We start from the raw sequence: 19468 nt of genomic DNA on the forward strand, positions 1-19468 counted from the left end.
TCCAAAGACGGAGGTGCAGGTCTGTATCATCCATCAGATCCGCAACTCCATGAAGTACGTCGCCAGCAAGAACCAGAAGGCCTTCATGGCGGACCTCAAGTGCGTCTACAAGGCGGCCACACTGAATGCGGCAGAACAGGCACTGGACGAGCTGGAGGCGAAATGGGGCCAACAGTATCCGTTGGTCATCAAATCCTGGCGCAGCAAGTGGGACAACCTGTCGGTATACTTCAGCAGATCAGGCGGGCCATTTACACCACCAATGCGGTCGAGGCGGTACACCGCCAGTTCCGCAAACTGACTAAAACCAAGGGCGGAGACCAGCTTGTTGAAGCTGCTGTATGCGGGGATGCTGAAAGCCTCCGAGAAGTGGACTCATCCGGTACAAAACTGGAACCTGACGCTATCCCAGTTGACCATCCACTTCCCGGGCAGGGTGGATCAATATGTGGACCTGTAATTTACACTGACACAGAACTATGAACACCCTCCCCTGTGGTTTAAATTCCATACCAAAAAATTGGTGTCTTAACCTTCAACGATGTCATATCCCATTGTTCAAGCCATTTGCTCCATTTCATATTTAGTGCCAACTATTCCCGGAACGATTGTTAACGAACATTTCTCTACTATTGGATGGATTTACTGGCTTTCTATTCTGAAAAGCATCATCTACTACGGCTGAATCCCTGATATAGACTTAAGCCCTTTTAGGATAAGGTGTAAACACTCATCGACAAACGGTGAAGTCATTAAATGTAAATACTCTGACTTACTCAGACCAGACCTTTCAGCGAGATCTGAGTAATTTACAGACGAAAGCATACTGAATATTTCTGAGTAGTCGGCATTGTTACCATATGCTTTGGCAATTTCTTGTAATTCTGAGTAATAAGCTGTATGCATTCCCTGCCACTCTTCTGTCAATTGAAGAGGCTGTTCTTTACTCATAATGATTTTGGTAATATCTCCGACTACTCCTCCTGCACCTCCGAGGAGATAGATCGGCTTTTCATATTCTAAAGCAATCATTACTTCTTCAAGAACACCAGGCATCTTTCCCTTAAAATTTGTTAACTTTCCTCCAGCACAGACTCTCGCATCTGACCCTGAAATAGAACGATAGCGCATTTCTGTTAAGCTTCTTGACCAAACATAAAGGTTTTCCGCACAGTTTGGAGGTAAGAATTTTGTGTTATCCAGCCCTTCTATAACATCTTCAGGGGGACTGTGCTGATGTGTTTTCATGACATGTCGATATTTAGCCCTCCAAGCTACTATTTCAGGATCTGAAATATATTGCGGCCACGCTAAGTGGTTTTGAACTGGAGGAATATCGTTTTTTAAGCGGTCTTGTAAAACCATAGCTTCATCAAGGATAAACTCCGTAAAACCACCCTCTCTTAAGTCGCCGCCATACAGAAGAATAGCAGAGCGTGAAAGTAAGTTTCGTGCAACTTCCTGCGCCAAAAGTTTAAGAATACTGGGGTGTTGATGGTGCTTTTGAAAACCATCTGACTCAAAGTCAGATATTGAGATACCGACATTTAAATTTTTGAGCGATTCATTTTCTAATGAAGACCATAATGGTGTAAAAGCATTAAAATCAAGTTGTTGATGCCAGTCTGCTTCATCGGGATAAATAGGTGGATCAGGATAGCAAGCCTTGTTAACACCAGCTTTTTTCCACTCTAAAACCTGTCTAATTTCAGGTGGCCGGGAAGTAATTGCACAATCCTTAGGTATCCGACCTTGATCTCTGAAGGACTCTAAAGTTTTAAAAGCATAGTTGTGCCTAATAGTTTCAAGTAATGCTTCTGAAAGAATTTTAAGGATTTCATCCTTAGATAAACCCTGACTAACGTCAACGCGTATACGAGGAACATTAGATGCAGCAGGAAAGCCCCTATCTTCGTAGTTTTCCAAGGAATTAATGACTATTATGGGGCGCTGATTTTGTTTGGCACATAGAATTTCCCTCTGACACCAGTAACGAGATGAATATGCATCAGTTTCGATAACGATTAGAGTCGAGTTAGATATGTGCTTCTCAATTTCATCGTGAAAAGCAAAGCCAGGTGAGATTTCAGTAGAATCGAAGAATCGATTCATATTCGTATTATCTATAAATGACTTAATATTTTCTGAAATTACTACACCAGTATTTCCTGCCTTTGCATGACTTAGGAACAAGTTGATTGATGAGGCCTTTCCAGGTGCGTGTCCTTCAATGCTAGAGAAACCCTGTCTATGTATTTCATGAGCTAAATGAATTAGCGATAGTTGAACCCGTTGGGGCTCTGGCCAATCGTATACTCGAATGCAATTCAAAGAAGCAAGAGGTCCACCATGGCTTAAGCCAGATGTATCTAACGCAACTGGAACAAGACAGTGCGCTTCACCTGATTCAATTTTATTGATATAGGCTTCCATTTGTGGCCTACCAATAGTGTTCTTACTTGTAAAAATAAAAGTAATATTTTTTTTAGCGACAGGTTTCGGTATACTTTCTGGTGTTTCTGCTTTGCTTTTAGAGCTGTAATAAAATATTGGAATATTCAGCCCACGAGAAAAAGGTCTGTCTATTTTTTTTACGAATGAGTTACGTATAAAATCGAGAATAGGTAGAACTTCATCATTATCTGATGGGTGCCATACGAAATTTAGAGCAAGTGGCGTTTGATAATTAGCTGTCATAAATTTTATGGCTCCATAGCCTCTTCACAAATAAGATAGATAGCTTTTATAAAAAAGCAATCTTAAGTTATTTTACCTGTTTCTTGATTAACACGCTTATGTGAATCAATAAAATGAAAAGGGTCCCCTATCACTGTATTTCTATAGTTCTTAAACTCAGACGTAATTTTACTTATTAGTGCTTCACCATTACCAAATGGTACAAGATATGTTTTTTTATAATCCCTAATCCTTCCGTAACCTATTGATTCAAGATCTATTGGTATAGCTTTATCGCCAAAATAAAAGAAAAAGTCTGATATTAAGACATTTTCTGTAGATCCCGTATCTCTATCAACATTTACATTGTTCATACTCCCATCGACATTACTATGATGGGAATCCTCTTGGATCCAGTTTCCGTCTATATCTTTATGGTAAATATTATCACCTAGAAGTTTTACTTGACTTCCATTGCGGCAAGGCCTTTTCAATATATACCTTTGATCTTCCCAGTACTCTTGAAAAGTTAGAACTTCTGTAACTTTCATGATAAATATACATTTTCTTTTAATCGGCTTGAGATTTGCTCCAGCAATACCGATTACCCAATCGCCAACTTTTGCCTTCTTGCGAATTCTAGGTTTACAAGTTGCTAGTGTACAAATTCCATGAAAAGGGTTTGGAGCGAACCCAAAGTCTCGAGAAATAGGATATGTATAAAGGGTTGACCCTGATTCAATCAACATACAACATTTCTCCCATCTATTTTTGGCATTGGTGAGCCCGTTGAATCTTGAAACTCACTGCCACCATCTAAAGCTCCAATGACTGAGTCAGCTTTCCAACCAACAATTGATGTTGCATATTTTTTTAAATTTTCTGGAATTTCAACTTGATCCTTTAGACCATTTTCATATACACCTATTATCGGCTTGCCTAATTGATGCGCGGTTTTTATTTCCCAATCAACCCACCGTCTGCTATGTGTTTCTTTGCCAATCACTACTATAACTTGGCTTGCCCAACGCATCTTCATTTTGAGAAGTCTAGCTATCGTTCTATCACTTACTTTATTCTTATCAAGTCTACTTTGGTTTTCAGGTTTTACACGTATTGAACTATTTCTGAATTGATAGCCTTTTCCTGAAACCATTTTGGTTAGGCCATCAACACTTGCATCATCTTTATGATGATGACTTACGAATACATTTCTTATTTTTTTTGTCATTTATGCTAAATCCCTTTATTTTTGGTTTAAATATTTCGAAGGTCATTAAGCCTTAATAGCTTGGCAAAGTGACTCTTTTCTCCCATTGTTCCCATGCATGTACCAAGCACTCATTAGTGCATTTCGATATTGCATCAATACTATGTTCTGTCCACTGTCTTCTCCTCGCACTATCCGCGGCAACAACTAACAGCATATTGTAATAGCCTTCAGGCAATTTATTAGTTTCCAATAAAGAGGAAAACTCTTCCCGCCCCAAATCTGATGCGCGTAGTCGTTCCATTATCTCCTCAATGAGCTGAAAAGCTTTCTGCGTCACTTCTTTTGATAGAGCTAAACTATCCGTATTGATTAAGGGCTTGGTTTGATCCGAAATTTGGTATTTTTCTAAATCATCTAGATAAGCATGCAAGCTATTTGACATCTGGTAATATGAACCAACTTCCAGACCCAGCCAGCCTGCTAAGATTTCCTGTAAGCTTGTAAACTGAACAAAGTTATGTGGAGTGCCCAGAAACAAGTCGTTACTCCGCATAATCTGAGTCCACTCAAGCCTGCCATTTCGGATATTTAACATTGAGCATATATTACAAGGTATATCCTTCGACGCTGGCGTCGCGTTTTCAGCTGGGAGATCTATCTTACCATCCCAAATTTGGAGCACAACTTGACGAGTATCAGGGTTTTTAGATAGTACCTGATAAGCTCTTTCTATCTGATCAATACCTATGTTGCGTCTCAAACGGTAACCATATGCACCATGATATTCACTGTCTTCACCACAAAATTTTGGTAGTACTGGATTCCAGAAATTTATGAAATCAGAATCATTCCTACCCTGCATAATCCACACAACTTCCGCGATAGCAAAAGCTGGATTAAGAGCTGGAATACGAGAGTTAATCCAACGTTGACGTGGTTCTAGGATATGTAGATTTGAATGCAGAATTTCAGTCACAGGACCAAGCCTGCTTTTTTGTGAACATCCCTTAAAGCTATTTAACAGTTCTATTGCGGCCAATCGCCAAACTTCATCTGCTGTGTTGCTTTCAAAAAAGGCTGTCACAATAGTGCTCCTTTATATTATCTACAGAATCATTGATGCCCCATTTTGGAGGAAACCAGTATTTTATAACTTCTCGGTTAGGCCTGAAAACCTGTTTAATTCGTTTCCTACCATCAAGACTACCGACTTCGGGATGGAACACCCTTGCATATTTATCAACCTCACAAAAAAGGTTTTGGATATCAATCAAATGAAGAGGACGCCCCCATAGCTTCTTAAAACTCAAATTACGAGCTTCCAAAAATTCATCCTGACGTTCTGTAACATATCTAATAATATCGCTTGCTGACGCATCACCAGTACTTTTAAAGCATTTCTGTATCCCACGCAGAGCACCAGGACCCGGCATTACAAAGTCATTTTCTGAAAAATTTATTAATTCACTGTAATTAAGGTCAATGGCATACTGATAAGCTAAAAAGTCCCCAAAGCTTGGTTCGGATTTAAGCATATTAAAAACATCCTCAAGCGAAGATGCATCAGAAACTCGAGAAGGTAGTCGTTCACTCATCATCTTTTCTATTAAACGAAGATGATTTTGGTGTTTTTTCTCATAACCGAAAGCTGATCGCCCAGATGCCATTATATAAGCAGCAGAATAAATAGCACATTTATTTTTCAAAGCGTTCGAGAGAATATCATTATAACGATCAAAGCTATATTCGCGCCATGATATCCCACCAAGCTGTCTATTAAGCAAATCCCAAGTTTCTATTTTATTAAACAGTTTAAACAAGATAATTCGAAAGAATGTTTCTTCAAATGAACTATCACCTGAATATATTACGTTTCGAATCAAGTACTGACTAACACGGTCGGAAGCTCTATAGGCGTTAGTAAATTTGTGCTTAGCAAGAATAGGATCGTCGATCCACTTTTCTTCATTTGGACTTGTAATCCTCATAAAGAATACATCTTGACGTTTTACCGCAAAGTCCCAGAATGTATCAAATACTTCAGTTGGCTTTATCTTCTGATCTAGCATTATCATTATCTTTTTTAATATCGACTTGCTCGGTTACAGACTTGTCAGAAAAACCGTTTAATACTTTATCTTTCAACACAATCATACCAGCAGAGAATAAAAAACCCGCTAAGGAACCGATAAGCACAGAATATTTAAAAACTTTCTTATCAAGCTTTTCAACTTTATCGTTTATATCTTTATCGATCTCAGCAATTCTCTCTGACAAACTATGTGCAGATTGAATTTCACCGCTAATCCCATTTATTAAATCAGAATTAATTGACTCTAGAGGTTCGCTATTTTTCTTTCTTTCGGTCACGCGATCCAAATCAGCAAACCACATTAGAAATAGATCATCACCACTCTTGATGTGCAAAGGCTTTGGCCCAGCATTAAAAACCGAAAAAATCAATCTGCCTTGAAATCCCGGATCTACGTGGAAGCCAGATACATTTATCAGTCCTCGAAATTTCAGTTTTGACTTCATCGAGATGAAAGCCATTGCATCATCAGGCATCAAAACTGATTCCTTAGTAAGTAGGAAACCAAATTGGCCTGCAGGTATAGCTATGGGATCACCTTTTTCCAATTTTACTGCTGTATGTCTAGATGGGTTCGGCACTTTGTGATCGGGTGTTATATATGCTTCTCCACCTACAGTTAATGTATATGCAGAACAGTCAATCTTATCTCTCACAAAGTCGCTACCAAAAACCTCTGGCAACCGTTCTTCTAATCTTTCTCCACTCCAAAAAGCCATCATTCCCTCAATCTGAACTCAACATTCTTGTAAAATGATATTGTTATATCTGTCAGCAGAAACATTCTATCGAGCAAATTTGTTACGTACTAGGGAGTACACCAATAAGTTCTGCATATTCCGGTGAAAATGAACACCGATTCCGGACGAACGTGAACACCTGATTTCTCAACGCATCACGCCCCCGGATTATTAGCCCAGGTGTTCATCTTCGGTCAACTGTCCGAGGATTTTTCTCATCGATTCTCCCCTCAGCTGCAACCGGTGGGCGTTGTGCATCCGCCGGTCCTGGATGGCGTCCGCCAGGGTGTTGTCGCCGATGCTGGCGTACCACTGATCGGTCGGCAGCTGGCTGATCACCAGCGTCGAGGGCTGGCCGTGGTGGTCGTCCATAATCTCCATCAAGTCATTGCGGTGGGCCGGTTTCAGCGGCTCCAGTCCCCCAGTCGTCGATCATCAGCAACCGAACCTTTGCCAGGTATTTGAGCAGCTTGTGGTAGCTGCCATCGGCCTTGGCCTGGGTCAGCTCCAGCAGCAGGCGGGCGAGACGGTAGTAGCAGACACTGTAGCCCCTCAGGCAGGCGCTGTGCCCCAGCGCGCAGCCGAGCTAGGTCTTGCCTCTGCCGCAGGGCCCGGTGATCAGCAAGTTCTAAGCCCGGTCGATCCAGTCGCCCTGCGCCAGCTGGACAACCCGGGCCTGGCTAACGTTGCGCGGATGCTGGTAGTCGATGTCCTGTACCGTGGCGGCGAGCTTGAAGTGGGCCTAGCGGATCAGGCATTCGTACTTGCGATGCTCCCGGCTAGTTTTTTATGATCGACCAACAGTCCGAGCCGCTCGATGAACGGTAGGGCCTCATATCCGATTCTTGTTCATCGGCTCACGGTTTACGCTCCACGCTTCCTCCCCACGGTTGGTCGCCCTTCCGCAGTTGCGCTTCACTTCGTTCGCTGTGGCCAGCTTACGGGAGGACTTTCACCTCCAGGAGTGCGCCCGTGCCGGGCGCAAAAAAAACGGCCCCGAAGGGCCGGCTGTAATAACGATGAATACAGAACACCAAGCAACTTGGTGACCTGGGTATGTCGGTGCCGGCATGGGGTCCTGCACCGGACATTCTTGCCGGCTCAGGCGGCCAGCACTGGCGCGATCGGTTCGCGTCTCAGCATAAATTCGCGGTAGGCCTCCGGTACCGGCGCCTTCTGGTTGGTGCGGTAGTCCAGGCAGACCAGCACCCCCTCCCCTTCGGCGGCGATACGGCCATGCTCCAGGCTGTAGACCACCTGCTGCATGGTGAACCGGTCCTGCTCGATGCGGGTCACCCGCGCCGCCGCAATCACATTGCCGGGGTAGGTCAGCGGAATCCGGTAACGGATCGAGCTGTCGCGCAGAATCGGGCCGACGCCGGTCTGCTCCTTCACCTCGGCGTAGTTGCAACACTCTAGGTAGGCCATGCGGGCCGATTCGAAATGGCGCAGGTACACCAGGTTGTTGACGTGCTGGAAGGCATCCATGTCGCCCCAGGCGATCGGGATCTCCAGCTGCACCGGGTAGTCGTTCAACAGCTCAATCATTTTGTTTACTCCTGTATAACCCTGCGCCGTCGGGTACTTTGCTTGAACACGAGTTAATTTTTAGCGCCAACGCCGAAATAAGTGAAATCTTTAATCTTTATATTTGAAATAAATCTGATTTATAGGATGATCGAAAAACGTCCAACCAGTAGGAAACCAAGATGGAGATTCGGCAGCTACGTTACTTTCTGGCAGTGCAGGAGAGCGGCAGCTTTACCCAGGCCGCCAAACAGCTTTACGTCACCCAGCCGGCGCTGTCCGCCGCGATCAAGGCGCTGGAGGAGGAACTCGGTTGCGCGCTGCTGAAACGCCAACCGAAGCGGGTCACGCTGACGCCGGCGGGGCTGCGTTTTCGCGACCGGGCGTTCTCGATCCTGGCGGAGGTCAACGCCGCCCGTAAGGAGCTGAGCCAGCAGGCCGATCTGCGCAGCCTGCGTATCGGCGTGCTCGGCACCCTGAACGTGCCGCCGGTAAAACAGTTGCTGGCGGAGTTCGCCGCCACCTACCCGGAGATCGAACTGCAGCTGCAGAACAGCAGCCTGGACGGCCTGGCCCAGCTGCTGGGCCAGGACAAGGTCGACCTGCTGCTGACCACCCTGACCGGCGACGAACGCTCCGACACTAGTCTGCCGCTGTTCCAGGAGCGCTACCTGATGCTGGTCTCCCGCCAGCACCCGCTGGCGACCCGCGCCAGCGTACACCTGGCCGACCTGCACGGCATCCCGTTCGTGTTGCGCAAGAATTGCGAGGTGTTGAGCGAGGCACAGCGGGTATTCCTGACCGAGCAGGCGCAGCCGCATATCAGCTGCCGCACCGACCAGGACGACTGGGCGCTGACCATGATCCGCGCCGGCCGGGCCGCCGGCATCATGGCGGAGAGTGTCGACAGCCCGGATCTGGTCAAGATACCGATCGTCGATTTCGGCCTGCTGCGTACCGTCGGCTGCCAGTGGCGCAGCCATTCCAGCCAGCCCTGCGTGCAGCAGTTCACTACCTTTGCCGCCCAGTACGACTGGCGTCGGTCAATTCGATGAGATAACGCGAGCGGCCCGGTTCAACGACAGCAGATATTTCTGCCTATAAGTTCAAGTGATATGCTCTGCCGCTATGGAACTGTCCCGTATCAACCTGAACCTGCTGCTGTCGCTTTACCAGCTATTGCGCACCCGTAGCGTCACCGCCGCCGCGGCGGCCCAGCATGTCACCCAACCGGCGATGAGCCGCAACCTGGCGCAATTGCGCCAGATCCTGGCCGATCCGCTGCTGGTACGGGTCGGCAACGAGATGCAGCGCACGCCGCGCGGCGAGGCGCTCTGGCAGCAGTTGCCGGAGCTGCTGAACCAGCTGGAGAGCCTGCTGGTGCCCAGCGAGTTTCAGCCGGCCGGCTATCGCGGCCAGTTCAATATCGCGGTGACCGACTACATCACCCAGCAGATCCTGCCGCCGCTGATCGCCGCATTGCAGGACGATGCGCCGGGCATCGACCTGCATTTCCACCTCTGGCAGCCGGGCATGCTGGAAGACCTGCGCCAGGGCCGGCTCGACCTGGCCGCCTGCATCCTCGACGAGGTGCCGGACGATATCTACGGCCGCCAGGTCGGCAAGGACGGCTTCAGCTGCCTGCTGTCGCCCGACCATCCGCTGGCCGGTCAACCGCTGCTGCTGGAGGACTATATCGAGCAGTCGCACCTGGCGGTCAGCGCCGGCGGCGACAAGAACCGCACCGTCGACGAGGCGCTGGCCCGGCTCGGCCTGAGCCGCCGGGTCAAACTGACCGTACCGTTCATCCACTCGGCACTAGCGATCACCGCCCGCAGCCGCTACCTGCTGACCCTGCCGAACCATATCGTGCACAACCTGCAGGCGCAGTACGGCCTGGTGCGCCAGCCGCTGCCGGCCGAGCTGCAGATCGACCCGACCCGCTACTACCTGATCTGGCACCGCCGTCAGCACCAGGACCCGGCCCACCGCTACCTGCGCGAGCGGCTGTTCGCCGCGCTGAACGACAGCCAGGCAGAGCCGATCGAGGTTCCGCTCGCTCGCAGCTCTTAACCAGCTCCTTGCTTACCGCTTGTAGCTAGCAGCTCCCGCAAGGTCATAACTCAGACTTATAACCTGCATCAGAATAGAGGATTAGTCCGCTATCGGCCTTCACTCTAGACTTGCGCCATAAGTTATCGGACAGCCGTTCAACATTTCGGTGAACGGACACCCGGTATCAATCTCTTCAATTTCCGGTTCAGAAGGATGTAGACGATGCTGGAATGGCTGTTGCTGGCGGGTGTGATGTTGATGGGCGCGATGATTCCCGGCGCCAATACCGCAGTGGTGTTGCGCAATACCCTGAACGGCTCGCAGCGCGACGGCATGATCACCGCGCTGGGTCTGGCGACCGCGCTGGCGATCCACGTCAGCCTGTCGATCGTCGGCCTGGCGGCGATCATCAGCGAAACCCCGTCGCTGTACCAGGCGATCCGTTGGCTGGGCAGCGCCTACCTGCTCTACATGGGCGTCACCTACATGCTGACCAAGCCGGCCGCCGACGGTAACGGCGGGGCCAGCCGCAGCCGCAACCCGTTCCTCAGCGGCCTGATGGTCAGCCTGTTCAACCCCAAGGTACTGATCATGTTCGTGGCGCTGTTCAGCCAGATCCTGCAGCAGGAACAGAGCTGGAGCCTGAAACTGCTGTACGGCGTCACCCCGGTGGTAATGGAGTTCACCTGGCTGACGCTGATCATCACCCTGCTGACCCGCCCGTCGGTACAGCAGGGGCTGCAGCGGGTCCGCAACCGGCTGGAGCGGACCATCGGCGCGGCGCTGGTACTGCTGGGGATCAAGCTGGGAATCGGTTAATTCGATTCCTGGCGCTAGCAGATGTGGGAGGCGCGCTCCGCATGGTCCGGCAATCCGGCGATTATTCCCGGTTCGTAGATTGGGCTGAGCTCGGCGAAGCCCAACCTACCCTTCTGGGTATCAAGCAGGGAATCGGTTAATTCAGAGCCGGCAGGTACCTGCGGGAATTCGATGTGGGAGGCGAGCCCCGCGGCGATTATTCCCTGTTCGCAGATTGGGCTGAGCTCAGCGAAGCCCAACCTACCCTTCTGGGGATCAAGCTGGGAATTGGTTAATTCAGAGCCGGCAGATACCTGCGGGAGTTCGATGTGGAAGGCGTTCCCCGCGTTGTTCGGTAATCCGGCGATAATTCCACAATCGCCGCGAGACGCGCCTCCCACTACTCTCCCACTACTCTTAGTTTTCCCGCCATCCCGCTTATAACTTGTCAGAGCGTCACCACCCGTACTGCCAGCGCCAGCATGATGCCGCCGGTGATCCGGTCGAGCCATATCGACTGGCGCTGTAGCCGGCTCAGCACCGCCGAGTGCGACAGCAGCACCGCCACTAGCAGATACCAGCCGGCGTCGATCCCGGCAGCAGTAGCGGTCATCAGCAGCTGCGCCTGCAGCGAATCGGCCTGGCCGACGAACTGCGAGAACAGCGCGATGAAAAACAGCGCCAGTTTCGGATTCAGCAGCGAGATCATCAGCCCCTCCAGGCCGGCCTGCCAGACCGGCGCCGGTGCGCAATCCGCCACCTGCAGCGCGCCGCCACCGCCGGAGCGCAGCGCCTTGATCCCCAGCCAGGCCAGATAGCCGGCACCGCCCCAGGTCAGCCACTGGAACAGCTGCGGCGACTGGCTCAGCAGCAGCGCCAATCCCCAGATGGTCAGCAGTGCCCAGAGGCCTACGCCGGCGCCGTGGCAGAGCGCCGCCGCCATGCCGTGGCGGCGCGAGTGCTTGACGGTCTGGCGCACCACCACCGCCAGGCTGGGGCCCGGCGTAATCGCTCCCAATAGACAGAGTGCGGCAATCGGCAGCCAGTGGCTCAGGGTCATCGTCTTGCTCCTTGTACAAATAGACCGGCCGGTGACCGGCGATACGGCTCAAATAATTTTGAAAGCAGTCTACCGATTAGCAGGCCATGCAAGAAATGACGATTTTAGATTCGCATCATGATTCAATATCATGACCTGATTTGATGATCGCCCGGCGAATAGAGCGAGCTGCGCATCGCCTCGGCCAGCAGCTCGCGCAGCCAGCGGTGCGCCGGATCGTGATCGTGCAGCAGATGCCAGAACAGGTGGTAGCGGTTCTCCGGTACCGCCAGCGGTAGCGGCCGGCTGGTCAGCGGGTAATGACGGGCGGCATTGCGGGCGATATGGGCCGGCACCACCAGCAACCGGTCGCTGTCGGCCAGCACGCTGAACGCCGCCGAGAAGAACGGCACCTCGAAGGCGATCCGCCGGCTGAAGCCCTGGCTTTTCAGCGCCCGGTCGAGAAAGGAGTCCTTGTCGCCACCGCTGCTGATCCGGATGTAGGGATAACTCAGCAACGCCTCCAGCGTCGGGCGCGGCTCGGCCGTCAGCGGATGATCGGCCGCCATCAGGCAAACCGGATAATCCTGCCCCAGTGGGATGCTGCGTAGCGTGTCGGGTAACTGGTTATGAGTGGTGGAGGCCAGATCGATCGGCAGCTGGCCGAGCCGGCCGAGCCACTCCGGCTGCCACATCCGGTAGCTGATATCGAGCTGCGGCGCTTCACGGTGTAGCCGGCTCAGCACCGCCGGAAAGATGAACTGGGCCACGTAGTCGGTGCAGGCAAACACGAAGCGGCGGCTGCACCGGGCCGGCTCGAACGGCGGCTCGCCACGCAGCTCGTCGACCCGCGCCAGGATATCGCACACCTGCGGTAACAGCTGCTGGGCACGGGCGGTCAACAGCAGGTCGTTGCCCTCACGCACTAGCAGCGGGTCTTGAAAGTAATCACGCAATTGCGCCAGCTGGCGGCTCATCGCCGACTGGGTCAAATGCAGTTGCTCGGCGGCGCGGGTCACGTGGCGCTCCTGCAACAGCTGCTTCAGTGCCCGCAACAGATTCAGATTAAGCTGTTCCATAGCGCTCCATTGCGCCCGTTCCCGCCGCCCGCGTCAAGCCAGCTGTTGCATCGCCCCGTTGGCCAGCAACATCAGCCCGAAGCCACCCAGCAGCAGCAGGGTCAGCTGTTGCAATCGCGTGGCCCACTGCTGCAGCCGCAGCTGTACCCAGCGCAGCCGCAGCAGACAGGCCAGCAGCGCGAACCAGAGCAGCGCCAGCAGGGTGAACTCGGCCACCAGCGCCTGCTTGAACCAATCCGGCATCTCGGCCGACAGCACCCCGGTCAGCAGGCTGATGAAATACAGGTAGGCCTTCGGGTTCAACAGGTTGCACAACAGGCCCTGGGTAAAGGCCCGGCGCGACGACAGCTGATCCTGTTCGCTGCGGTTCAGCTTGGGCGCACTGAGGCCGCGCCAGCCCTGTACCGAGATCCACAGCAGGTAGCCGCCGCAGATCAACGGCAGCCACAGTTGCAGCATCGGCATCACCGCCAACAGCGGCTGGCCGGCGTAGACCACCAGCGCCGAATGCCAGAGGATCGCCACCGCGATACCGGCCGCCAGCGCGAAGGCCACCGGCAACCGGTTGCCCAGCGCGGTACGCAGCATCAGCAGGAAGTCCGGTCCCGGCGCCATCAGCATCAGCCAGTGAAACAGCCCCAGTGCGATCAGTTGTTCGAGCAACCCCATAGCAATCCCCTCTCTATCATTGGTAGCCGATTATGGCCGATCGCTTTACAGCGGCCTTGTAGAAAATTGCAGTGATTTTTTTGGTTTTGTCAGGTGTATAGCTCTTTGCATGGCCGGCCATGCCTAAAATACTGTTCGGTTAATACAATGCCGTTTGTGGATGAAGAAAATCCTGCTATCGGATTGGCCCTCATTGTAGGGCGTACTCGGTGTGCCCTTTGGGTATCAGTGCACCACCTCCGCAGGCGGTTATGGAGCCCTGCGGGCTCCTGGTCGACTGAAGTCAACCCTACACTCACCGTCGCCGTTACTTAAGTGAACTGCATTACGGGCATGCCCGGGTTGTTTTGACAGCCGCCACTTAAAAATATATTTTACTTACATCTTAAAGCCACACCCGCCACGAACAGCTCAGCCGGCAGGCTGATCTGTTCAACCGTTGCCAGGGAGAATCTGCTCATGCAAGCACCATCAATGGCCGCCAACGACACCTCCCTACCCGGCCCCCATCGTCTGCCCGGTGACCTGGTGATGTGGCTGTTCATCCTGATGGAATTAACCGTCTTTGCGATGATGTTCCTGCTGTTCAGCTGGATGCGCAGCAGCGAGCGGGAACTGTTCCTGGCCGGTCAGCAACTGCTTCACCCTCAGGCCGGACTGATCAACACCCTGGCGCTGATCAGCGCCAGCGGCCTGGTGGCCCAGGGGGTGATCGACAACCGTCGTCAGCGCCAACGGCGCGCGGCGCTCTGGCTGTTCGGCTCACTGCTGGCCGCCTCGGTTTATGTGCTGGTCAAGTGCTGGGAGTACTGGCAGCTGGGCAGTGCCGGCTACGGCCTCAGCAGCAACCACTTTTTCATGGGGTACTTCCTGCTAACCGGCTTCCACCTGATGCACGTGCTGCTCGGCATGGTAATCCTGGCCTACATGGCACTGAAACTGAGACGCCATGGCTACGGCCCGGATGATGCCAACGGACTGGAGAGCGGCGCCTGCTACTGGCATATGGTCGATCTGGTCTGGGTGCTCCTGTTCCCAATCGTCTACGTGATACGCTGATGAACGCTCATACCCCCCTACTCTGGCTGACACTGATCCTACTGACGCTGATCAGCTACGCACTGACCGACAGCTCGACGCTGCCCTGGATCACCGGGGTCATTGTGGCGCTGACCGCCGTAAAAGGATTGATGATCGTCGATGGCTTTATGGAGTTGCGTGGCGTGCGTCATTGGCTGCGCCGCTGCATGAACCTGTACTGCCCGGTGCTGGGGCTGTTGATCTGGCTGCTGGTGAGCCGGTAAACGAACGCCCCCGATCAGCTTTCGCTGTAATTGGACGGCGCCACGCCATTGGCCTTACGGAAGGCGCGTACGAAATGGCTCTGGTCGTAAAAGCCGGCCTGCATGGCGGCATCGCAGACCCGCTCGCCCCTCCGCAGCAGGCGGCGGCCATAGTCGATCCGCAATGACAGCAGGTAGGCGTGCGGCGTCATGCCGACGCTGGCGCGGAAGCGGCGCAGAAACTGGTAACTGCTCAGGCCGAACAATGCCGCCAGCTCCTCCAGCCGGTGCTTGCCGGCCAGATCGGCCATCAGGTAATCGCGCAACCGGGCCAACTGCGCCGGACTCAAGCCGTCGTTGATTTGCAGCGGTCGCAGGGCGGCATAGCGCGCGAACAGCTGCTCCATGCAGTCCAGGTACTCGGCCTGCCAGGCCAACGGTTGCAGCTCCGCCTGACGGGCCTGGCCATGCAGTTGCAGCAACCGCCGGTACAACAGCGGATCCTCCACCAGCGGCTGGCTGAACCAAAGCTCGCCATGTCGCTCCGCCAGTGCGGCATGCAGCTCACTGACCAGTTCCGGCTCCAGTCGCAGCACATGCACCTGATAACCGCGCTCGTCCCGGGCGAACCCCTCATGCACCTCGTCGGGGTTGACCAACGCCAGGCTGTTCGGCGCCAGCGCATAACGGCGGTTGCGGTTGCTGTACAGCTGCACGCCGTAGCTGACGATGCCGACATGGTAGTCGAGATGCACATGAGGATCGAAACTGAAACTGCGGATGTGCGCCTGCGCCAGTTCGAGGCCCGGGGTCAGCAGTGGCGTTCGGGTGTGGATCTGATCAACAGTCATGGCATCAGCATCGGTAACGGGGCAGCTGTATCAAAGTTACGAATCCCAAGTCTAACCGAGCCAACGGGCTCTGCCTTGGAAAAAATTTCAGAGTTCGAACCCAACACTTGTTTTACTCGCCCTGCGGCCCAAAATAAGCACTTCCCGGCGCCTATCCTAGTAGTAGCGCCGGACTGTTCAGGAGTGATTATGGATCGATTGAAAGCAATGCAGTTCTTCTGCAAGGTGGCCGAGCTTGGCAATTTCACCAGCGCCGCCGAACAGCTGCATGTCTCCAAAGGGGTGGTCAGCCGCCAGATCAGCGAGCTGGAAAGCCATCTGAACACCCGCCTGTTGAACCGCAGCACCCGACGGGTCAGCCTCACCGAAGCGGGCGAGCAGGTCTATCAGCAGGCCCAGCAGCTGCTCGATCAGTTCGACCAGCTGGAGAGTAGCCTGCGTTACGGCCAGGACACTCCGCACGGCCTGTTGAAGGTGTCGGCGCCGGACACCTTCGGTGCGGCCGACCTGGTGATGCTGGTCGAGCAGTTCTGCGAGCAGTACCCGCACCTGAAGGTGGAGCTGCTGCTGGACAACCAACATATCGACCTGGTCAAGGAATCGGTCGACGTGGCATTGCGTTTTTCGGTCAAGCTGGCCGACTCCGACCTGATCGCCCGCAAACTGGCCGAGATCGACCTGGCGTTCTACGCCTCGCCGGGCTATCTGGCCAAACATGGCGAACCGACCAGCATCGAGCAGCTCAGCAGCGACCACCAGGGCTTTCGCTTCACCCCCAACCGCAACACCGCCCAGTGGAACGTCATCGAACAGGGCGAAACCGTCAGCCGGCCCAAGCGCTGGACCCTGGCGACCAATAACGGCCACTCGCTGATCAGTGCCGCGCTACGCGGTATGGGGGTATTGCAGTCACCGGCTCTGGCCGTCCAGCCGTACCTGGAAAACGGCGAACTGAAACGTATCCTGCCCAATTGCGAAACACCCAAGCTGAGCGTTTACGCCGTCTACCAGAGTCGGCGCCACACCCCGGCCAAGGTCAGCCGTTTCGTCGAGTTCGTTCAGCAGTATTTCAATAACTACAGCTGAGCTACAACTGAGCCGCCTAGCGCGCAAAACCGGGTGGCGCCACCGGCGGTACGGTCTCGCGCAGCACCTCGGCGATCTGGCCGCGCACCCAGGCGCACATCGGGTCCTGATGGTGGCGGGCATGCCAATACATGTAGAAGATGATCTCGCGCTGCTTCAGCTCCTTGGGAACCTCGCGCAGCACCAGCGCCCGGCCACGGGCGATATGCTCGGCCAGTCGCTGCGGCAGCGTGAAGATCAGATCGGTCCCCTCGCAGAAGTCCGCCACCGGCATAAAGCTGGCCAGCCGCCGCATCACCCGGCGTGAACGTCCCAGTGCGGCCAGCTTATCATCCATGATGCCGGGCCCCCGGCCGGTAATCGACACCAGGCCGTGCAGCGCCTGGGCATAGCTGTCGACCGTCAGCGGGCCGACCGCCAGCGGATTGTGCCGGTCCATCAGGCAGACAGGGTCCATCCGGTCAACCACCATCCGGTGCAACTGATCGACGCCAGCGGTCGGTTGCAGGCCGGTCATAGTGAAATGCACCTCGCCACTGTCCAGTAGCTGGAACGGATCCTCCCGCAGCGGCTGCAGCTCCAGCCGCAGATTGGGCGCCACTTGATGCAGCCGTTTGCTGATCGGCGGTATATAGAGCGCCAACTCCAGATCCAGCCCGCTGATCCGCACCACATCATCCGCCGTGGCCGGGTCGAAACGCGGCGCGGCGATCAACCGGTTTACCCCCTGCAGCAGCGCGCTCAGCCGTGGCAGCAGCTCGTGGCCGCGGGCGCTGAGGTCATAGCCACTGGCGGTACGCACCAGCAGCGGATCATCGAAGGTGCCGCGCAGTCGCTGCAACGCCCGGCTGACCGCCGGCTGACTCATGCCCAGCCGGTCGGCGGCGCGGGAGACATGACGCTCCTCCAGCAGTGCCTGCAGCACCACCAGCAGATTCAGGTCAACCGATCTTAAATTCACTTCACGCATAGTAAAAATAAAGATAATGCATTAGATGCATCAAAGCCACAGCTTTAGAGTGATACCTGTTCCCATTAAGAGAGACTGCATGATTCAGGTCGCCATCGCTTACCACTCCGGATTCGGCCATACCGAGGTACTGGCCCAGGCGGTCGCCGCCGGGGTCGAGCAGGCCGGCGCGGCGGCCCGACTGGTGCCGGTAGCGGAACTGGCACAGGTGGACTGGTGCACGCTGAAAGCCGCCGATGCGATCATCTTCGGCAGCCCGACCTATATGGGCAATGTCAGCGGGCCGTTCAAATGCTTCATGGACGCCAGCGTGCGGATCTGGGGCGAACAGGGCTGGCAAGACAAGCTGGCCGCCGGTTTCACCAACTCGGCCAGCCAGAACGGCGACAAGCTCAACACGCTGATAGCGATGGCGTTGTTCGCCGCCCAGCACGGCATGCACTGGGTCAGCCTGGGACTGCTGCCCGGCAACAACAGCAGTACCGGCAGCGACGAGGACCTTAACCGGCTGGGCAGCTCGCTGGGCGCCATGGCACAGAGCAACGCCGACCAGGATCCGGCGCTGACGCCGCCACAGGCAGACCGCTGCACCGCCCGCCGGCTGGGGGAGCGGGTCGCGCTGGCCGCCGGTCGCTGGCGGCGCGGTGTCGAACAGGCAACGCTGTAAACGCTGTAAACGCTGTAAACGCTGTAACAGCGCTATTGAGCGCAAAATGGCAACAAATTATTGAGAAGATCGATGAAACCCGAGCCGCGAAATCTGGTCACAGTCGGACTGAGCATCAAGGTCCAGCAGAGTTAAGCCAAGGGCTACAAGAGAGCAAACATGAAGTTCACCCATCGCATCCTCAACGATCGCGCCGGCTACGGCTGGGGCCCGATCCTAATGCACTGGCTGATCGCCCTGGCGATCATCGGCCTCTATCCGCTCGGCCTCTATATCACCGACCTGACCTATTACGACCCGGACTACCGAATCATGCCGCACTGGCATAAAAGCATCGGCCTGCTGGTGCTCGGCCTGCTGGCGCTGCGACTGGCCTGGCGTATGATCAACCGCCCGCCGCAGCCGCTGCCGCAGCCGAAACTGCTGACCGCCGCCACCCACCTGGTGCACAACCTGCTTTACCTGCTGCTGATCGTGGTGCTGGTCTCCGGCTACCTGATCTCGACCGCTGATGGCCGCGCTATCGATGTGTTCAACTGGTTCGCAGTGCCGGCACTGCCGGCGCTGGTGGAAAACCAGGAAGATGTCGCCGGGGCGGTCCACTATTACAGCGCCACCGCGCTAATCGTACTGTCGGCCCTGCATGCCCTGGCCGCACTGAAACACCATTTTGTTAACAAAGACGACACCCTTAAACGGATGTTTGGATTGAGGAAGGCTTAA

22 protein-coding genes and 1 pseudogene are annotated in these 19468 nt (G+C 54.0%); 9 read left to right on the forward strand and 14 right to left on the reverse strand.

Annotated features, from left to right (window positions below):
• A pseudogene (locus tag K6T12_RS15925) lies at positions 1 to 460 on the forward strand (transposase); the annotation flags it as partial.
• A 215-nt stretch (positions 461 to 675) separates the two neighbouring features.
• Here K6T12_RS15925 and K6T12_RS15930 read toward each other — a convergent pair.
• The 9 genes from K6T12_RS15930 to K6T12_RS15965 all read right to left on the reverse strand — a co-directional run bounded on the left by K6T12_RS15930 (position 676) and on the right by K6T12_RS15965 (position 8269).
• Positions 676 to 2697, reverse strand: a complete 2022-nt coding sequence (locus tag K6T12_RS15930; protein WP_222223859.1) for a hypothetical protein — start codon at positions 2695 to 2697, stop codon at positions 676 to 678.
• A gap of 62 nt (positions 2698 to 2759) precedes the next feature.
• Positions 2760 to 3425 (reverse strand): Nmad2 family putative nucleotide modification protein, encoded by a 666-nt coding sequence (locus K6T12_RS15935; protein ID WP_222223860.1) that lies wholly within the window; start codon positions 3423 to 3425, stop codon positions 2760 to 2762.
• Positions 3419 to 3907, reverse strand: coding sequence for a TIR domain-containing protein (locus K6T12_RS15940; RefSeq protein WP_222223861.1), 489 nt, complete (start codon positions 3905 to 3907; stop codon positions 3419 to 3421). Before K6T12_RS15940 ends, K6T12_RS15935 begins: the two co-directional genes overlap by 7 nt.
• A gap of 52 nt (positions 3908 to 3959) precedes the next feature.
• The gene (locus K6T12_RS15945; protein WP_222223862.1) at positions 3960 to 4973 is read right to left on the reverse strand and encodes a thymidylate synthase; all 1014 of its coding nucleotides are present in this window, start codon (positions 4971 to 4973) and stop codon (positions 3960 to 3962) included.
• Positions 4957 to 5958: a nucleotide kinase domain-containing protein gene (locus K6T12_RS15950; protein ID WP_222223863.1), complete on the reverse strand. Its 1002-nt coding sequence runs from the start codon at positions 5956 to 5958 to the stop codon at positions 4957 to 4959. Before K6T12_RS15950 ends, K6T12_RS15945 begins: the two co-directional genes overlap by 17 nt.
• Positions 5930 to 6700, reverse strand: a complete 771-nt coding sequence (locus K6T12_RS15955; protein WP_222223864.1) for a dCTP deaminase domain-containing protein — start codon at positions 6698 to 6700, stop codon at positions 5930 to 5932. The genes K6T12_RS15950 and K6T12_RS15955 overlap by 29 nt, the downstream gene beginning before the upstream one ends.
• 192 nt (positions 6701 to 6892) lie before the next feature.
• Complete coding sequence (locus tag K6T12_RS21780) at positions 6893 to 7138, reverse strand: ATP-binding protein (protein WP_315853618.1); 246 nt, start codon at positions 7136 to 7138, stop codon at positions 6893 to 6895.
• The gene (locus K6T12_RS21785) at positions 7107 to 7295 is read right to left on the reverse strand and encodes an ATP-binding protein (RefSeq protein ID WP_315853619.1); all 189 of its coding nucleotides are present in this window, start codon (positions 7293 to 7295) and stop codon (positions 7107 to 7109) included. The genes K6T12_RS21780 and K6T12_RS21785 overlap by 32 nt, the downstream gene beginning before the upstream one ends.
• 527 nt (positions 7296 to 7822) lie before the next feature.
• Positions 7823 to 8269 (reverse strand): acyl-CoA thioesterase, encoded by a 447-nt coding sequence (locus K6T12_RS15965; protein ID WP_222223865.1) that lies wholly within the window; start codon positions 8267 to 8269, stop codon positions 7823 to 7825.
• A gap of 161 nt (positions 8270 to 8430) precedes the next feature.
• Here K6T12_RS15965 and K6T12_RS15970 point away from each other — a divergent pair, with 161 nt between their 5' ends.
• The 3 genes from K6T12_RS15970 to K6T12_RS15980 all read left to right on the forward strand — a co-directional run bounded on the left by K6T12_RS15970 (position 8431) and on the right by K6T12_RS15980 (position 11122).
• Positions 8431 to 9303: a LysR family transcriptional regulator gene (locus K6T12_RS15970; protein ID WP_222223866.1), complete on the forward strand. Its 873-nt coding sequence runs from the start codon at positions 8431 to 8433 to the stop codon at positions 9301 to 9303.
• Between the two features lie 73 nt (positions 9304 to 9376).
• The gene (locus K6T12_RS15975) at positions 9377 to 10321 is read left to right on the forward strand and encodes a LysR family transcriptional regulator (protein ID WP_222223867.1); all 945 of its coding nucleotides are present in this window, start codon (positions 9377 to 9379) and stop codon (positions 10319 to 10321) included.
• Between the two features lie 204 nt (positions 10322 to 10525).
• On the forward strand, positions 10526 to 11122 hold the full coding sequence (locus K6T12_RS15980; protein WP_222223868.1) for a LysE family translocator: 597 nt from the start codon (positions 10526 to 10528) through the stop codon (positions 11120 to 11122).
• Between the two features lie 427 nt (positions 11123 to 11549).
• Here the strand turns inward: K6T12_RS15980 and K6T12_RS15985 are convergent, their stop codons facing one another.
• The 3 genes from K6T12_RS15985 to K6T12_RS15995 form a co-directional block, all read right to left on the reverse strand.
• Positions 11550 to 12161, reverse strand: coding sequence for a LysE family translocator (locus tag K6T12_RS15985; RefSeq protein ID WP_222223869.1), 612 nt, complete (start codon positions 12159 to 12161; stop codon positions 11550 to 11552).
• Positions 12162 to 12289: 128 nt separating this feature from the next.
• Positions 12290 to 13219 (reverse strand): LysR family transcriptional regulator, encoded by a 930-nt coding sequence (locus K6T12_RS15990; protein WP_222223870.1) that lies wholly within the window; start codon positions 13217 to 13219, stop codon positions 12290 to 12292.
• A 33-nt stretch (positions 13220 to 13252) separates the two neighbouring features.
• A complete protein-coding gene (locus K6T12_RS15995) occupies positions 13253 to 13888 on the reverse strand; it encodes a LysE family translocator (RefSeq protein ID WP_222223871.1) in 636 nt (211 codons plus the stop codon).
• Between the two features lie 459 nt (positions 13889 to 14347).
• Here K6T12_RS15995 and K6T12_RS16000 point away from each other — a divergent pair, with 459 nt between their 5' ends.
• The gene (locus tag K6T12_RS16000; RefSeq protein ID WP_222223872.1) at positions 14348 to 14947 is read left to right on the forward strand and encodes a cytochrome c oxidase subunit 3; all 600 of its coding nucleotides are present in this window, start codon (positions 14348 to 14350) and stop codon (positions 14945 to 14947) included.
• Entirely contained in the window at positions 14947 to 15192 is a 246-nt protein-coding gene (locus tag K6T12_RS16005; RefSeq protein WP_222223873.1) for a cytochrome C oxidase subunit IV family protein, read from the forward strand. The genes K6T12_RS16000 and K6T12_RS16005 overlap by 1 nt, the downstream gene beginning before the upstream one ends.
• A 14-nt stretch (positions 15193 to 15206) precedes the next feature.
• Here the strand turns inward: K6T12_RS16005 and K6T12_RS16010 are convergent, their stop codons facing one another.
• Positions 15207 to 16022, reverse strand: coding sequence for an AraC family transcriptional regulator (locus tag K6T12_RS16010; protein WP_222223874.1), 816 nt, complete (start codon positions 16020 to 16022; stop codon positions 15207 to 15209).
• Positions 16023 to 16211: 189 nt separating this feature from the next.
• Between K6T12_RS16010 and K6T12_RS16015 the strand changes: the two genes are divergently transcribed.
• Positions 16212 to 17108 (forward strand): LysR family transcriptional regulator, encoded by an 897-nt coding sequence (locus K6T12_RS16015; RefSeq protein WP_222223875.1) that lies wholly within the window; start codon positions 16212 to 16214, stop codon positions 17106 to 17108.
• Positions 17109 to 17124: 16 nt separating this feature from the next.
• Here K6T12_RS16015 and K6T12_RS16020 read toward each other — a convergent pair whose 3' ends face one another.
• Entirely contained in the window at positions 17125 to 18078 is a 954-nt protein-coding gene (locus K6T12_RS16020; protein ID WP_222223876.1) for a LysR family transcriptional regulator, read from the reverse strand.
• A gap of 79 nt (positions 18079 to 18157) precedes the next feature.
• On the opposite strand from K6T12_RS16020, the gene K6T12_RS16025 reads away from it, so the two are divergent.
• Both K6T12_RS16025 and K6T12_RS16030 read left to right on the forward strand, forming a co-directional pair.
• A complete protein-coding gene (locus tag K6T12_RS16025) occupies positions 18158 to 18745 on the forward strand; it encodes a flavodoxin family protein (RefSeq protein ID WP_222223877.1) in 588 nt (195 codons plus the stop codon).
• 159 nt (positions 18746 to 18904) lie between these two features.
• Positions 18905 to 19468, forward strand: a complete 564-nt coding sequence (locus K6T12_RS16030) for a cytochrome b (protein ID WP_222223878.1) — start codon at positions 18905 to 18907, stop codon at positions 19466 to 19468.

The organism is Marinobacterium arenosum (genome assembly GCF_019795155.1).
Taxonomy (GTDB): Bacteria; Pseudomonadota; Gammaproteobacteria; order Pseudomonadales; family Balneatricaceae; genus Marinobacterium_C; species Marinobacterium_C arenosum.

What these genes read in the sequence shown, in the direction of transcription:
- K6T12_RS15930 (WP_222223859.1), bottom strand. Translation starts at nt 2,697, where the DNA reads ATGACAGCTAATTATCAAACGCCACTTGCTCTAAATTTCGTATGGCAC.
- K6T12_RS15935 (WP_222223860.1), bottom strand. Translation starts at nt 3,425, where the DNA reads ATGTTGATTGAATCAGGGTCAACCCTTTATACATATCCTATTTCTCGA.
- K6T12_RS15940 (WP_222223861.1), bottom strand. Translation starts at nt 3,907, where the DNA reads ATGACAAAAAAAATAAGAAATGTATTCGTAAGTCATCATCATAAAGAT.
- K6T12_RS15950 (WP_222223863.1), bottom strand. Translation starts at nt 5,958, where the DNA reads ATGCTAGATCAGAAGATAAAGCCAACTGAAGTATTTGATACATTCTGG.
- K6T12_RS15955 (WP_222223864.1), bottom strand. Translation starts at nt 6,700, where the DNA reads ATGGCTTTTTGGAGTGGAGAAAGATTAGAAGAACGGTTGCCAGAGGTT.
- K6T12_RS15965 (WP_222223865.1), bottom strand. Translation starts at nt 8,269, where the DNA reads ATGATTGAGCTGTTGAACGACTACCCGGTGCAGCTGGAGATCCCGATC.
- K6T12_RS15970 (WP_222223866.1), top strand. Translation starts at nt 8,431, where the DNA reads ATGGAGATTCGGCAGCTACGTTACTTTCTGGCAGTGCAGGAGAGCGGC.
- K6T12_RS15975 (WP_222223867.1), top strand. Translation starts at nt 9,377, where the DNA reads ATGGAACTGTCCCGTATCAACCTGAACCTGCTGCTGTCGCTTTACCAG.
- K6T12_RS15980 (WP_222223868.1), top strand. Translation starts at nt 10,526, where the DNA reads ATGCTGGAATGGCTGTTGCTGGCGGGTGTGATGTTGATGGGCGCGATG.
- K6T12_RS15985 (WP_222223869.1), bottom strand. Translation starts at nt 12,161, where the DNA reads ATGACCCTGAGCCACTGGCTGCCGATTGCCGCACTCTGTCTATTGGGA.
- K6T12_RS15990 (WP_222223870.1), bottom strand. Translation starts at nt 13,219, where the DNA reads ATGGAACAGCTTAATCTGAATCTGTTGCGGGCACTGAAGCAGCTGTTG.
- K6T12_RS15995 (WP_222223871.1), bottom strand. Translation starts at nt 13,888, where the DNA reads ATGGGGTTGCTCGAACAACTGATCGCACTGGGGCTGTTTCACTGGCTG.
- K6T12_RS16000 (WP_222223872.1), top strand. Translation starts at nt 14,348, where the DNA reads ATGCAAGCACCATCAATGGCCGCCAACGACACCTCCCTACCCGGCCCC.
- K6T12_RS16005 (WP_222223873.1), top strand. Translation starts at nt 14,947, where the DNA reads ATGAACGCTCATACCCCCCTACTCTGGCTGACACTGATCCTACTGACG.
- K6T12_RS16010 (WP_222223874.1), bottom strand. Translation starts at nt 16,022, where the DNA reads ATGACTGTTGATCAGATCCACACCCGAACGCCACTGCTGACCCCGGGC.
- K6T12_RS16015 (WP_222223875.1), top strand. Translation starts at nt 16,212, where the DNA reads ATGGATCGATTGAAAGCAATGCAGTTCTTCTGCAAGGTGGCCGAGCTT.
- K6T12_RS16020 (WP_222223876.1), bottom strand. Translation starts at nt 18,078, where the DNA reads ATGCGTGAAGTGAATTTAAGATCGGTTGACCTGAATCTGCTGGTGGTG.
- K6T12_RS16025 (WP_222223877.1), top strand. Translation starts at nt 18,158, where the DNA reads ATGATTCAGGTCGCCATCGCTTACCACTCCGGATTCGGCCATACCGAG.
- K6T12_RS16030 (WP_222223878.1), top strand. Translation starts at nt 18,905, where the DNA reads ATGAAGTTCACCCATCGCATCCTCAACGATCGCGCCGGCTACGGCTGG.